This window comes from Paraburkholderia xenovorans LB400 (assembly GCF_000013645.1).
GTDB classification, from domain to species: domain Bacteria; phylum Pseudomonadota; class Gammaproteobacteria; order Burkholderiales; family Burkholderiaceae; genus Paraburkholderia; species Paraburkholderia xenovorans.
This window is the reverse complement of sequence record NC_007952.1, coordinates 1733593-1747111: the sequence shown is the minus strand read 5'-3', so window position 1 is coordinate 1747111 and position 13519 is coordinate 1733593. Positions and strand designations below refer to the sequence as shown.

General features: G+C 64.0%; 11 protein-coding genes. 5 read left to right on the top strand and 6 right to left on the bottom strand.

What is annotated here, in order from left to right:
- Positions 1 to 9: 9 nt before the first annotated feature.
- Both BXE_RS29645 and BXE_RS29640 read right to left on the bottom strand, forming a co-directional pair.
- A complete protein-coding gene (locus BXE_RS29645) occupies positions 10 to 1482 on the bottom strand; it encodes an NAD-dependent succinate-semialdehyde dehydrogenase (protein WP_011491805.1) in 1473 nt (490 codons plus the stop codon).
- A gap of 18 nt (positions 1483 to 1500) precedes the next feature.
- On the bottom strand, positions 1501 to 2583 hold the full coding sequence (locus BXE_RS29640; protein WP_011491804.1) for a tartrate dehydrogenase: 1083 nt from the start codon (positions 2581 to 2583) through the stop codon (positions 1501 to 1503).
- A 124-nt stretch (positions 2584 to 2707) separates the two neighbouring features.
- Between BXE_RS29640 and BXE_RS29635 the strand changes: the two genes are divergently transcribed.
- A complete protein-coding gene (locus tag BXE_RS29635; protein ID WP_011491803.1) occupies positions 2708 to 3649 on the top strand; it encodes a LysR substrate-binding domain-containing protein in 942 nt (313 codons plus the stop codon).
- Between the two features lie 164 nt (positions 3650 to 3813).
- Here BXE_RS29635 and BXE_RS29630 read toward each other — a convergent pair whose 3' ends face one another.
- From BXE_RS29630 to BXE_RS29615, 4 genes are all read right to left on the bottom strand, one after another.
- Positions 3814 to 4311, bottom strand: a complete 498-nt coding sequence (locus tag BXE_RS29630) for an Lrp/AsnC family transcriptional regulator (protein WP_011491802.1) — start codon at positions 4309 to 4311, stop codon at positions 3814 to 3816.
- A 53-nt stretch (positions 4312 to 4364) separates the two neighbouring features.
- Positions 4365 to 5762 carry an aspartate aminotransferase family protein gene (locus BXE_RS29625; protein ID WP_011491801.1) on the bottom strand — a complete coding sequence of 466 codons (1398 nt, stop codon included), beginning with the start codon at positions 5760 to 5762 and terminating at the stop codon, positions 4365 to 4367.
- Positions 5763 to 5955: 193 nt separating this feature from the next.
- On the bottom strand, positions 5956 to 6882 hold the full coding sequence (locus BXE_RS29620) for a 2-hydroxyacid dehydrogenase (protein WP_011491800.1): 927 nt from the start codon (positions 6880 to 6882) through the stop codon (positions 5956 to 5958).
- A 5-nt stretch (positions 6883 to 6887) separates the two neighbouring features.
- Complete coding sequence (locus tag BXE_RS29615; protein WP_011491799.1) at positions 6888 to 7760, bottom strand: GNAT family N-acetyltransferase; 873 nt, start codon at positions 7758 to 7760, stop codon at positions 6888 to 6890.
- A 279-nt stretch (positions 7761 to 8039) separates the two neighbouring features.
- On the opposite strand from BXE_RS29615, the gene BXE_RS29610 reads away from it, so the two are divergent.
- From BXE_RS29610 to BXE_RS29595, 4 genes are all read left to right on the top strand, one after another.
- Positions 8040 to 9518 (top strand): aldehyde dehydrogenase family protein, encoded by a 1479-nt coding sequence (locus BXE_RS29610; RefSeq protein ID WP_011491798.1) that lies wholly within the window; start codon positions 8040 to 8042, stop codon positions 9516 to 9518.
- Between the two features lie 292 nt (positions 9519 to 9810).
- Positions 9811 to 10479 (top strand): haloacid dehalogenase type II, encoded by a 669-nt coding sequence (locus tag BXE_RS29605; RefSeq protein ID WP_011491797.1) that lies wholly within the window; start codon positions 9811 to 9813, stop codon positions 10477 to 10479.
- Positions 10480 to 10547: 68 nt separating this feature from the next.
- A complete protein-coding gene (locus tag BXE_RS29600) occupies positions 10548 to 11822 on the top strand; it encodes an NAD(P)/FAD-dependent oxidoreductase (RefSeq protein ID WP_011491796.1) in 1275 nt (424 codons plus the stop codon).
- Between the two features lie 80 nt (positions 11823 to 11902).
- Positions 11903 to 13519 (top strand): ABC transporter substrate-binding protein, encoded by a 1617-nt coding sequence (locus BXE_RS29595; protein WP_011491795.1) that lies wholly within the window; start codon positions 11903 to 11905, stop codon positions 13517 to 13519.

Below are 13519 nucleotides of genomic sequence, written 5' to 3'. Positions count from 1 at the left end.
TCTCCACGCTCATTCGAGGTTGCCCTGGCAGAGGTATTTGATCGACAGATAGTCGTCGAGACCGTACTTCGAGCCTTCGCGACCATAGCCCGATTCTTTCACGCCGCCGAAGGGCGCGGCTTCGCTCGCGACCGCGCCTTCGTTGATGCCGACAATGCCCGCTTCCAGCGCGCGCGCCACCCGGTCGATCCGTTTCACGCCTTCACTGTAGAAATACGCGGCGAGGCCGAATGGCGTGTCGTTAGCGGCGTTGACCGCTTCGGCTTCGTCTTCGAAACGGAACAGCGGCACGATCGGGCCGAAGGTCTCTTCGCTATTCAACTGCATCGCGGCGGTGGCGTCGGCGAGAACCGTGGGCGCGTAATAGTGCGGGCCCAGTTCGGCAAGGCGCTTGCCGCCGGTCAGCACGCGCGCGCCGTGCGCCACGGCGTCGTCCACATGGCGGGCGATCTTGTCGAGCGCGCGGCTGTTGATCATCGGGCCGATCTGCGCGGCCGGGTCGGTGGCGGGCGCCACTTTCAGCGCGCCGACCCGCTCGGCCAGCAGCGCGCCGAACCGTTCGTAGACGCCGGCTTGCACATATACGCGGTTCGGGCACACGCAGGTCTGCCCGCCGTTGCGGAATTTCGCTGCCATGAGACCGGCGACGGCGGCTTCGAGGTCGGCGTCGTCGAATACGATGAAGGGCGCGTTGCCGCCCAATTCCAGCGACAGTTTCTTGAGCGTTTCCGCCGACTCGCGCGCCAGATATTTGCCGACCGGCGTGGAGCCGGTGAAGGTGATCTTGCGCACGCGCGCGTCGTGCAGCCACTCGGCGACGGCGGCGACCGCATGATCGCGCGAGGCCGTGATCAGGTTCAGCACGCCCGGCGGCACGCCGGCTTCGTGCGCGAGCAGGACCAGCGCCGAGGCGGTGAGCGGCGTATCTTCCGCCGGTTTGGCCACCACCGTGCAACCGGCGGCGAGCGCCGGCGCGATCTTGCGCGCGATCATGGCGAGCGGGAAATTCCACGGCGTGATCGCGGCGACGACGCCGACCGGTTCCTTCACGGCCGTCATGCGCTTGCCGCGCTGCTGCTGCGGAATCAGATCGCCGTAGATGCGCGTGGCTTCTTCCGCGAACCACGCGACATACGAGGCACCGTAGGCGACCTCGCCTTTGCCTTCGGCGAGCGGCTTGCCCTGTTCGAGCGAGATCAGCGCGCCGAGCGCATCCAGATTCGCCATGATCAGCGCATGCCAGCGGTGCAGCACGGCCGCGCGTTCCTTCGGCAGGCGCGCGCGCCAAGCGGGCAGGGCGCGGGCGGCGGCGTCGGTGGCGGCGCGGGCGTCGGCGGGGCTGCTGTCCGCCACTTCAGCGATGATCTCGCCGCTCGCGGGATTGGTGACGGCAAAGCGCAGGTTGTCTTGCGCGGGCGTCCATGCGCCGTCGATGAAATTGTCGGAGCGGATCAACTCACCCAGTTCGAATGTGCGTGTCATGTGCGGAAATCCTTTGCTTCAAGCGAGTTTCTTTGCGATTGCCTGGCCGACCTCGGTCGTGTTCGCCTTGCCGCCCAGGTCGCCGGTATGCGGGCCTTCGATCAGCGTTGCTTCGATCGCGGCGAGAATCGCGTCGTGCGCCTCGCGCTCCTTGCCGGCGTGATTGCCGAGGAAGTCGAGCATCATCGCGGCGGACCAGATCATCGCGATCGGATTGGCGATGTTCTTGCCCGCGATGTCAGGCGCCGAGCCGTGCACCGGTTCGAACAGCGACGGAAACTTGCGGTCGGGATTCAGATTGCCCGACGGCGCGAGGCCGATCGTGCCGGTGCAGGCGGGGCCGAGATCGGACAGGATGTCGCCGAACAGGTTGGTGGCCACCACCACGTCGAAGCGATCCGGGTTCAGCACGAAGCGCGCGCAGAGAATGTCGATGTGCTGCTTGTCCCACGTCACGTCCGGATACTGCGCGGCGATGCCGGCCGCGACCTTGTCCCACCACGGCATGCTGATCGCGATGCCGTTGCTCTTGGTGGCCACCGTGATCTTCTTGCGCGCGCGCCGCTGGGCGAGATCGAAGGCGAACTTCAGCACGCGCTCGCTGCCGTGCCGCGTGAAAACGGATTCCTGCAGCACGAATTCGCGCTCCGTGCCTTCGAACATCACGCCGCCCACCGACGAGTATTCGCCCTCGGTGTTCTCGCGCACGATCCAGAAATCGATGTCGCCGGCCTTGCGGCCCGCGAGCGGCGAAGGCACGCCGGCAAAGAGGCGGGCGGGGCGCAGGTTGATGTACTGGTCGAATTCGCGGCGGAACTTCAGCAGCGACCCCCACAGCGAAATATGGTCGGGCACGGTGTCGGGCCAGCCCACCGCGCCGAACAGGATCGCGTCGGCGGAGAGCAGTTGGGCTTTCCAGTCGTCGGGCATCATCTTGCCGTGCTTTGCGTAGTACTCGCAGCTCGCCCATTCGATGTGCTGATACTCCAGCTCGATGCCGAAGCGCGCTTTCACCGCTTCGAGCACGCGAATGGCTTCCGGCATGACTTCGACACCGATGCCGTCGCCGGGAATGACCGCGATCCGATATTTCTTCGACATGTTGTGCTCCTCCGTGGGGGCTTCTGGATAGTTCGGTAGCGGTTATTTTATTCCTGCTGTTTGAGACTAAAATGGTCGCTTTGGTTAAGCCACTGTGCACGATTCGTGTACAAAGAATCGATCTATGAACGCTCTCCCGTCACCGGATCTCGGCGATTTACGCGTGTTTTGCGAAGTAGCGCGCAAATCGAGTTTCAGCGCGGCTGCGGAGGCCTTGTCGGTATCCGCGGCGTATGTCAGCAAACGCATCAATGTGCTCGAGACTACGCTGGGTACGCGTTTATTGCACCGTTCCACGCGGCGCGTCGCGATCACGGAGGCGGGCGAGCGCGTCTACACGTGGGCCGAAAAGATTCTCGACGACGTCGATCAACTGGTGGAAGACGTGTCCACCACGCGCCGCATTCCCGGCGGCAAGCTGCGCATTTCCAGCAGCTTCGGCTTCGGCCGCCGTTTCGTCGCGCCGGCGCTGGCGCGTTTTTCCGGGCGCTATCCGCAATTGAGCGTGCGGCTCGATCTGTTCGACCGGCTTGTGGATGTAGCGGGCGAAGGCTTCGACCTGGATGTGCGCATCGGCGACGAGATCGCGCCGCATCTGATCGCGCGGCGGCTCGCGTCGAATCATCGCGTGCTGTGCGCGTCGCCGGGCTATCTTGAGCGGCATGGCGCGCCACGCCAGCTTGCCGATCTGTCCTCGCATGCGTGTCTCGCGATCAAGGAGCGCGACCATCCGTTCGGCCTGTGGCGTTTGACGGTGCGCGGCGAGACGGCCTCGATCAAGGTCACGGGACCATTGTCGACCAATCACGGCGAAGTGGCGGTGGAGTGGGCGCTGGCCGGACGCGGCATCGTGCTGCGTTCCATGTGGGACGTGCGGCCGCTGCTCGAAAGCGGGCAGTTGCAGCAGGTGCTGCCCGAGGTCACGCAACCGGCGAATCTGTGGGCGGTGTATCCGGCACGGCTCGCGCAATCGGCGAAGGTGCGGGTGTGCGTGGACTTTCTGAGCGAGGAGTTTGCGCAAGGGAGTCCGCCGGCCGATGGTGCGGCCGGGGGGGATATGGGGTGACCTGGCGTGTGTTACTCATCGCCCGGAGCTTTACGCTTACTTTTCGCGGATAGCGCGCACGATGATCCCGTCCCATCCGGACACGATTTTGTAGTCGCTCATTCCAAAGACTGCGAAGCAGTTTTTGCTATGCTGTCGCGGCCATGCAAGGTCCCTGAGACGGCCTAGTGATGATTCTGCGAGAACAGCGTTTCGAGCGGGTAGTGGCTCTTCACGAACGGGGACTTGATGATCACATAGCTGAAGTACTTCTCGATACCGATATCGCGTTCGAGCAGACCTTCCACGATGCTCTGGTAATGGCTCACGCTGCGCGTGACGAATTTCAGCAGATAGTCGTAGCCGCCGCTCGCCAGATGGCACTCGACAATCTCGTCGACGTCGCGGATCGCATTCACGAACTTGATGAAGTCTTCCCGCCGATGATCGGCGAGCGTGACTTCGGTAAACACGATCTGCACGTCGCCGAGCTTTTCGAGCTGGATCTGCGCACCGTAGCCGATGATGTAGCCCGCTTTCTCCAGACGCTTGACGCGGATCAGGCACGGGCTCGGCGACAGGCCGACCGCGTCGGCAAGCTCGACGTTGGTTATGCGGCCTTTCTTCTGCAACTGGGAAAGTATACGCAGGTCAATCCGGTCTAGCTTGCAGTCGCTGCTCATCGTAACGTTGTCGCTCCGGCGGTTGGGGCAAGGGGCTGGGGGTGCCCTCTACTCTAGCATGCAGCGGCGTGCGTTCTGAGCTTCAACGCGGCGCGCACATCGGCTTGCGCGAGAACGTCGTCGAGGGTCTTTTCGAGCCGCTCGAACATCAGATCGAACTCGCCCTCGGTGTACGAAAGCGCCGGTGCGAAGCCGAGAATGTTGTCGCCGAAGGCCCGGAAAATCAGGCGGTTTTCATAGGCGGCCGCGGCGATCCGGTCGGACAGTTTCAACGCCGGGTCGAAGCCCGCCTTGCTGTCCTTGTCGGCGACGAGTTCGAGCGCGCCGAGCAGACCGCGGTGCCGCGAATCGCCCACCAGCGGATGCGCGAGCAGCGCGTCGAGGCCGCGCGCGAAACGCGGCGCACGCGCCACGCCGTTCGCCAGCAGCCCGCCTTCGTGATAGAGGCGCAGCACTTCGAGGCCAATGGCCGCGCTCACCGGGTGCGCAGAATACGTGTGGCCGTGACCGACCACCGCTTCGGCGTCGCCGTCCGCAATGCCCTGATAGATTTCGTCCGACATCAGCACGGCGCCCATCGGCGCATAGCCCGCGGTCAGGCCCTTCGCCACCGTCATCAGATCCGGTTCGACGTTTTCGCCCTGGCAGGCGAACAGCGGACCGGTGCGGCCGAATCCGGTAATAACCTCGTCGGCGACGAACAGGATGCCCAGCTTACGGCAACTTTCACGCATCGCCTTGAGCCAGCCGGCCGGCGGTACGATCACACCGCCCGAGCCCTGGATCGGTTCGCAGAAAAACGCGGCGACGTTGTTAGCGCCGAGTTCGGCCACCTTCGCTTCGAGCGCGGCCACCGAGGCGGCGATCAGCGCGGCGTCGTCGGGGAAATGGCTGCGGTATGCGTACGGCGAGGGCAGATGATGCTGGTTCGGCAGCGGCAGATCGAAGTTGCGGTGAAACGCGGGCAACGCGGTAATGCCGGCACCGGTCGACGACGAGCCGTGATAGCCGCGTTGCAGCGCGATCACGTGCTTTTTCGACGGCCGGCCCGTGGCGTTGAAGTAATGCGTGATGAACCGCAGTGCCGAGTCCACCGCGTCGGAACCGCCGAGCGTGAAGTACACGTGTTGCAGGGAAGCAGGCGACACCTCGACCAGCTTTTGCGCGAGTTCGATGGCCGGCTCCGAGCCGAAATGGAAATAACCGGTCGCGTAGGGCAGTTTCTGCATCTGTGCGGTGGCGGCCTCGACAATGCTCTGCTGACCGTAGCCGACGTTCACGCACCAGAGTCCGGAAAACGCGTCGAGCAGTTCGTTGCCGGCCGCGTCGCGCAGAAACGCGCCGCTGGCGGATTCGAGAACGGTGACGCCGCGCGCTTCGTGCACGCGGTAGTTGATGACCGGGTGAATCAGATGCTTGCGGTCGGCTTCGATGAGCGATTGAATCGGCATGATGGTTTCTCGTCGCGGGAAGGGGCTGTTGACCGTCCCATACTACTGATCAGCGGCAATCGCCTGCTTACCTAAACAATTGCCCGAAAAGCGCGCGCGACGCGTTTTGATGCACCGTCTTGGCATTTTCTGCTGCGGGCTCCGAAAAGCGCCGCCACACGGGCTTTCTGGTTCGGCGCCACGCTCAATACGCTCAATAGCCCTGGGCGCGGTCGATCTGGCCGAGCATCGGCAAGCCTGCGCAATGGCGGCGCAGATTCTCCAGCACCACGTCGACGGCGGTTTCTGGCCGCGTTGCACTGGCGATATGCGGCGTGATGCGCACCCGCGGATGCGTCCACAACGCATGACCAGCGGGCAGCGGCTCGGGATCGGTGACGTCGAGAATGGCGTTCTGCAATTGACCGCTTTCCAGCGCCGCGAGCAGATCCTGCTGATTCAGATGTGGCCCACGGCCCGTTTGAATCAGCGACGCGCCGCGCGGCAGCTTCGCGAACAACTGCGCGTCGAGCAGCCCACGCGTGGCGGGCGTGAGGGGCAGCAGGCAGATCAGGATGTCGGTGCGCGCGAGAAACGCATCTAGCGCGCCTTCACCCGCGTAGCAGTCCACGCCTTCGATCTCGCGAGCCGAACGGCTCCATCCCGCACAATCAAAGCCGAACAGGCGCAGCCTTTCCAGCACCGCCGTGCCCAATACGCCGAGCCCAAGCACGCCGACGCGGCGCTGGCTGGCGGGCTTGAGCGGCAACTCGCGCCAGACCTGCTGCTGTTGCTGAAGCGCGTAATCGAACAGATCGCGATGAATGGTCAGCACGGCCTGCGTGACGTATTCGACCATTCCTTCGACAATCCCCGGCTCGATCATGCGCACCACGGGCACGTGGTCCGGCACACCCGACAGATCGAACTGATCGATGCCGGCGCCGACCGAGAACACGATTTCCAGATTGGGGAAGGTACGCGTCGGATCTTCAGGCGGCTGCCAGGCGGCGAGATAGCGGATCGCGGCCGGGTCGCCGAGGTCGGGCCAGATATGAAATGGCAACTCCGGCGCTTTCTGCGCGAAGAGTTTCGCCCACTGGGCGCCGCGCGCCGGGTCGGCTTTGTAGAGGAAGGCCATGATGGTCAGCAGATTGCCTGGTTGATGATGCCGTATTGCAGGTAGTGCGGATCCTGTGCGCCGCTCACGGGTTCGCCCGGCGCGGCGGGGCGCACCATTTTGACGACCGTGTCCACGCGCGGCAACCCCAACTGTTCCAGCCACTCGGTGAGACCGCTTTCGCCGGGTGTATCGATACGCACGAACACGCCTTCGTTCAGCGCCAGCCAATGGCTGATGAGCGCCTTGGCGCGGCTCGAATCCTCCGACTCGGGGGCGACCACCGGACCGATCGCAAAGCCGCGTCCGAAGCGGCGAAACAGCGCGAAGCCGATCAACTCGCCGTCGCGGTCGAGCGCGATGCCGTCGGCGGTGTCCAGCAGCGCGGGCAACACGTCGCCGCGATCCAGACCGCTGGCGCGCGACGCCAGTTCGACCAGCCGCGCGGTATCGCTCGAACCGAGCGGACGCAAACGCTCGCCGGGCGGCAAGGACACGAGCGGCGGCTGGAATACCGCGCCCTGATGCTGGTCGAGCGTGCCGGCCGCGCGAAAGCCGAGCTTTTCATAGAGCGGCTGGCCCGCGGTGGTGGCGTGCAGGAACGTGACCCGGCCGCCCAGTTCTTCGAGCACCAGCTCCATCAACTTTCTGCCGATGCCGCGCCCTTGTTGCGCCGGCGAGACGATCACCATGCCGAGCGAGGCGCGCCCGTCGCCGTATTTCCAGCACAGCGCGGTGCCGATCACGCCGCTTGCGTCTTCCGCGACGAAACCTTCGCCCAGAAGCGCCACGAATCTCCAGTCGTCCGTGCGATGCGGCCATTTGAGTTCGACCGTCAACGCGTGCGCGGCGGCGATGTCGTCGAGGGTGAAGCGTCTATAGGTAATCGAATCGGACACACCGTACTCCCTGATTGACTGAAGGCTTACGCCGTCACTGTGTCATCCGGTGCGCGGTGTGACTAGGACGATCTTTTTATCGTGGGCCCGGGAAAGGGCCGCATCGAAATTCGATGCAAAACGCCAGGTCTGGGCGCGCATTACAGGTGAGTTCTGCTGCGCGGCGATTTTTGTCGGCGACATATGCCACGGCCACCGCTCTACGATTTTGTCATGGCGGCGGCGTTGCCGAAACGCGCCGCATGCGACCACCAGCCAGTCACACAGGACACTCTTCTCATGGACAGCTTCAATCCGGACGACGTCGCGATTCGCAGCGGCCATTACATCGGCGGTGAATACGTGGAGGCGGGCGGGCGCCGCATCGAGGTCGCGCGTCCCTCGGACGGCGTGGTATATGCCACGGTGCCGCTTGCCGATGCCGGCATGGTGGACCGCGCGGTCGAAAACGCATGGCAGGCCTTCAGACACAGTGGCTGGGCGCGCATGGCGCCGCGTGAACGCGCGAAGATCCTGCGCCGTTTCGCCGAACTGGTCGAAGCCGATGCGCCCACGCTCGGCCGGCTCGAAGCGTTGGGATCGACACGTCCGATCGCTCAGGCGATCGGCTGGGACGTGCCGTTCACCGCCGAGGGTATCCGCTTCTACGCCGAGTTCGCCGACAAACTGGGCGGCGACGTGGCGGCCACGGATCACGATCATCTCGGCATGACGATCGCCGAGCCGTACGGCGTGATCGGTGCGATCGCGCCGTGGAATTTCCCGCTGGTGATGGCTTCGTGGAAGATCGCCCCGGCATTGGCAGCGGGCAATGCGGTGGTGCTCAAACCTTCGGAGATGACGCCGTTCTCGGTCTTGCGGCTTGCCGAACTGGCCGTGCAGGCGGGCGTGCCCGCGGGCATCTTCAACGTGATCCAGGGCGATGGCAGGGTGACCGGCGACGAACTGGTGCGTCATCCGAAGATCAGCAAGGTGACCTTCACGGGCTCCACGCGCACGGGCGCGTCGATCATGGCCGCCTGCGCGAATAGCGGCACCAGGCCGGTCACGCTCGAACTGGGCGGCAAGAGCCCGCAAATCGTGTTCGCCGACGCGCCGCGTCTGGATGACGTGGCACGCCGTATCGCCGGCGCTATTACAGGTAATGCCGGGCAGGTGTGCGTGGCGGGCTCGCGTCTGCTGGTCGAGCGAAGCCTCGCTGAACCGCTCGCCGAGCGCATCGGCAAGATCTTCGCGGAGTTGAAGCCCGGCGCGACGTGGGCCGCCGGCACGACACTGTCGCCGATCATCTCGGCGCCGCAGGCGGCGCGCATAGAGGGCATCGTGGGGCGCACGCTGGAAGCCGGTGCGACGCTGCGCTACGGCGGCGTCAGGGCCGATGTCGGCTCCAACGGCGCGTTCTACACGCCCACCTTGCTGACGAACGTCACCGCTCATTCCGAAGCAGTGCGCGAGGAAATCTTCGGGCCGGTGCTGACGCTGCAAACCTTCGATACCGAAGAAGAAGCGCTCGCGCTCGCGCAGCACCCCGAATACGGCCTCGCGGCCGGTGTGCATACCGCCGACCTCGGCCGGGCGCTGCGTTTCGTGCGCGGGCTCGAAGCGGGCACGGTGTGGGTGAACCGCTATGGCCGCACCTCGGACTTCATGATTCCCACCGGCGGCTACAAGCGTTCCGGTATCGGCAAGGACCTTGGGCGGCAGGCCTATGAGGCGAACCTGCGTTTCAAGAGCGTGTTGATCGACCTGCGGCCCTGAGCACGCGCCGGCCGCTGCGCAAGAACGGCCGCAAAGCCAGCCGGGATAAGGGTTGCGCCTGATAGCCGCATTCTGTGCTGTCAGCGGCCTCAAAAACGCATGGTTTGTGTCACCGGCAGCGCCCTAATCAGGAACATCTGTGTTTTTGCGCTGATTAAATCTTTTACAGGAATGAGCTTCTCCTGCCGATCTGAGTGGATGCAAAGCACTTGCTCCGATCCCAAACACGATAGTTGCCGTTTTCGCCAATGAGCTCCGATAGCGGAGCTCACCATCACGATAGGACTGCACCATGATCGAATTCGAACCGAAATACATCACCTTCGACTGCTACGGCACGCTGACCAAGTTTCATATGGCCGACATGACCCGCGAACAGTACGGCCACCTGCTGAACGGCGAAGAGCTGGAAAAGCTCGTCGCGTTTTACTCGGGCTATCGTCGCGATGAAGTGCTCGGTGCATGGAAGCCGTATCGCGATGTCGTGGTCAACGCGCTGCGCCGCGCCTGCAAGCGTATGAACGTCGAATTCAACGAAGCGGGCGCGCAGAGCATCTATGAAGCCGTGCCGACCTGGGGTCCGCATCCGGACGTGCCGGAAGGCGTCGCTCGTCTGGCGAAGAAGTACAAGCTGGTGATTCTCTCGAACGCGTCGAACAACCAGATCCAGAGCAACGTCGACAAGCTCGGCGCGCCGTTCTACAAGGTCTTCACGGCCGAGCAGGCGCAATCGTACAAGCCGCGCATGCAGGGCTTCGAATACATGTTCGACCAGTTGAACTGCAATCCGGAAGACGTGCTGCACGTGTCGTCGAGCCTGCGCTACGACCTGATGACCGCGCACGACATGGGCATCAGGCACAAGGCGTTCGTCAAGCGCGGCCATGAACCGTCGACGCCGTACTACCAGTACTACGAAGTCAACGACATTCCGCATCTGGCTTCGGAACTCGGCCTGTAAGCGCCGTTTTCCTGCCCGTTCAGGATAGGCCGCCGCCTCGCTCATTGCCCATCTCAAGGACAGACCGGATGAAGCTCGATTCCTACTGGCTCGACACCGCGCCGCCATTGCTCTCGGCGTGCGAGGGTCCGGTCGACGGCCCGACCGATGTGGTGGTGATCGGCGCCGGCTTCACGGGACTGTCGGCGGCGCAGGCGCTGGGCAAGCGCGGCGCCGCGGTGACCGTGCTCGACGCGGGCCGCATCGGCGGCGGCGCGTCCGGGCGCAACGGCGGGCAGGTCAATACCGGCGTCGCGCAGGATTTCGTCGCGCTGGTCGCGCAACTCGGTGTGGAACGTGCGAGCGCCTGTTACCGCGCGTTTTCGGATGCGGTCGACACGGTCGAGCGTTTGATCCGCGAGGAAAGCATCGACTGCAACTACATCGCGACCGGCAAGCTGAAGCTGGCGTCCAGGCCGCATCATCTAGCGTATCTGGAGAAGACGGCGGAAGCGATTCGCCGTGAAGTCGATACGGATATCGAACTGATCGACCGCAGCCGTATTCGCAGCGAAATCCAGTCCGACAGCTTCTACGGTGGACTGCTGCAACGGCATGGCGGCCAGATGCACATGGGCAAGTTCGCGGTCGGTCTGGCCGAGGCAGCAGTGCGCCGCGGCGCGAAGCTGTATGAGAACGCGGCAGTCACCGCCATCGCGAAAGACGGCGGCGGCTTTCGTATCACCAGTGCGCGCGGCGAAGTGCGCGCAAAGCAGGTGTTGATCGCGACCGGCCCGTCACGGCATGGACCGTTCGGCTGGTATCGCAGGCGTCTTGCCCCGGTCGGTTCGTTCATCGTCGTGACGGAGCCCGTGGCGCCGGAACTGCTGGCGCAAGTGTTTCCGAACCGGCGCGCGTACACCACCACGCGTTTGATGCACAACTACTTTCGCGTGACGCCCGATTCGCGCTTGCTGTTCGGCGGCCGCGCGCGTTTCACGGCGTCGGAGCGTCCGTCCGATGCGAAGAGCGGACGCATCCTGCAGGAAGGCCTGGCCGCGATGTTCCCGATGCTCGCGAACGCGCGCATCGACTATTGCTGGGGCGGTCTGGTGGACATGAGCGCCGACCGTTTACCGCATGCCGGCCAGCACGACGGCATCTATTTTTCGCTGGGCTATAGCGGTCACGGCACGCAGATGTCGACGCACATGGGCCAGGTGATGGCCGACGTGATGGACGGCCACGAAGACCAGAATCCGTGGCGCGAATCGGAATGGCCCGCGATTCCCGGCCATACCGGCAAACCCTGGTTCCTGCCGCTGGTGGGCACGTACTACCGCATCAAAGACATTTTCTATTGATCGTTCGTTGTTCGACTGGCAGTCAAAACTACGCAGCCACGCCTGCTCAATCCCATTGCTCACCTTCGCGGAGAAGTTCGATGAATAAGGAAAACTCGCAACATGGCGCTCTTGGACTCGGAAGCGAGTTGGAGCGGCTGACGGCCAAAGGTGCCTCGCGGCGCGGCGTGCTGCGCGCGATGGCCGCAGCCGGGATGATGTCGGTGACGGGCGCCGGTCTTCTGACCGCTAGCGGTGAGGCCCTGGCGCAAGCCAGGCCGAAGCAGGGCGGCAAGATCCGTGTGGCGACACAGTCCGCTTCCGCGGCCGACACGCTCGATCCCGCGAAAGGCGCGCTCGGCACCGACTACGTTCGTGGCTTCATGTTCTACAACTGCCTGACCGAACTCGATTCGCATCTCGGCGCGAAGATGTCGCTCGCCACCTCGCTCGACACGAAAGACGCCACCGTGTGGGTCGTCAAGCTGCGCAACGGCGTGCAGTTCCACGACGGCAAAGCCCTTGCGCCCGCCGACGTGGTGTACTCGATCATGCGCCACAAAGACCCGGCCACCGCCTCGAAAGCGAAGACGCTGGCCGATCAGATCAAGGAAGTGAAGGCCACCGGCCCGAACGAAGTGACGATCACGCTGGAAGGCCCGAATGCCGATCTGCCCGTGATCCTCGCCACCTCGCATTTCCAGATCATCAAGGACGGCACCAAAGATTTCAAAACGGCGATCGGCACCGGCCCGTTCAAGCTCAAGGAATTCTCGCCGGGCGTGCGCACGGTCGGTGTGAGAAACGAGAAGTACTGGAAGCCGGGCATGCCGCACCTCGACGAAATCGAACTGATCGGCATCGGCGACGAATCGGCGCGCGTGAACGCGCTGCTTTCGGGCGACGTGCAGTTGATCAACGCGGTAAGCCCGCGTTCGACGACCCAGATCAAGGGCGCCGGCGGTTTCTCCGTGCTGGAGACGAAGACCGGTCTGTACACCGACCTGGTGGTGCGCGACGAAGGCGGCATTACCGGCAACGACGATTTTCGCCGCGGCATGATGTACCTGCAGGACCGCGAGCAGATGCGCCGCGCGATCTTCCAGGGTTACGGCACGATCGGCAACGACCAGCCTATCGACCCGACCAACAAGTACTACCTGGCCGGCTTGCCGCAGCGTACCTTCGATCCGGACAAGGCGAAGTTCCATTTCCAGAAGGCGAAGGTCGGCAGCGCGCCGATCCAGATTTTCGCCTCGCCGGCGGCCGAAGGCTCCGTTGAAATGGCCATGTTCCTGCAGCAGGTCGCGCCGCAAGCCGGTCTGAATCTGCAGGTCTCGCGCGTGCCGGCCGACGGCTACTGGTCGAACCACTGGATGAAGCATCCGCTGGGCTTCGGCAACGTCAACGCGCGTCCGAGCGCCGACGTGATCTTCACGCAGTTCTTCAAGTCGGACGCACCGTGGAACGAAGCGAACTGGAAAAGCCCGAAGTTCGACCAGTTGCTGCTTCAGGCGCGCGGCGAACCGGACGACGCCAAACGCAAGAAGATCTACGGCGACATGCAGGTGCTGGTGCATGAAACCGGCGGTGTCGGCATTCCTCTCTTTCAGAGTTCGCTCGACGCGTATACGGACAAGCTCAAGGGCCTCGGCTCGATTCCGCTCGCCGGGCTGATGGGCTTCATGTTCGCGGAAAACGTCTGGCTCGAAACCTGA

Bases quoted from the DNA above. Each gene is read 5' to 3' on its own strand.
- BXE_RS29620 (WP_011491800.1), bottom strand. From the start codon at position 6,882: ATGGCCTTCCTCTACAAAGCCGACCCGGCGCGCGGCGCCCAGTGGGCG.
- BXE_RS29645 (WP_011491805.1), bottom strand. From the start codon at position 1,482: ATGACACGCACATTCGAACTGGGTGAGTTGATCCGCTCCGACAATTTC.
- BXE_RS29595 (WP_011491795.1), top strand. From the start codon at position 11,903: ATGAATAAGGAAAACTCGCAACATGGCGCTCTTGGACTCGGAAGCGAG.
- BXE_RS29600 (WP_011491796.1), top strand. From the start codon at position 10,548: ATGAAGCTCGATTCCTACTGGCTCGACACCGCGCCGCCATTGCTCTCG.
- BXE_RS29610 (WP_011491798.1), top strand. From the start codon at position 8,040: ATGGACAGCTTCAATCCGGACGACGTCGCGATTCGCAGCGGCCATTAC.
- BXE_RS29605 (WP_011491797.1), top strand. From the start codon at position 9,811: ATGATCGAATTCGAACCGAAATACATCACCTTCGACTGCTACGGCACG.
- BXE_RS29640 (WP_011491804.1), bottom strand. From the start codon at position 2,583: ATGTCGAAGAAATATCGGATCGCGGTCATTCCCGGCGACGGCATCGGT.
- BXE_RS29635 (WP_011491803.1), top strand. From the start codon at position 2,708: ATGAACGCTCTCCCGTCACCGGATCTCGGCGATTTACGCGTGTTTTGC.
- BXE_RS29625 (WP_011491801.1), bottom strand. From the start codon at position 5,762: ATGCCGATTCAATCGCTCATCGAAGCCGACCGCAAGCATCTGATTCAC.
- BXE_RS29630 (WP_011491802.1), bottom strand. From the start codon at position 4,311: ATGAGCAGCGACTGCAAGCTAGACCGGATTGACCTGCGTATACTTTCC.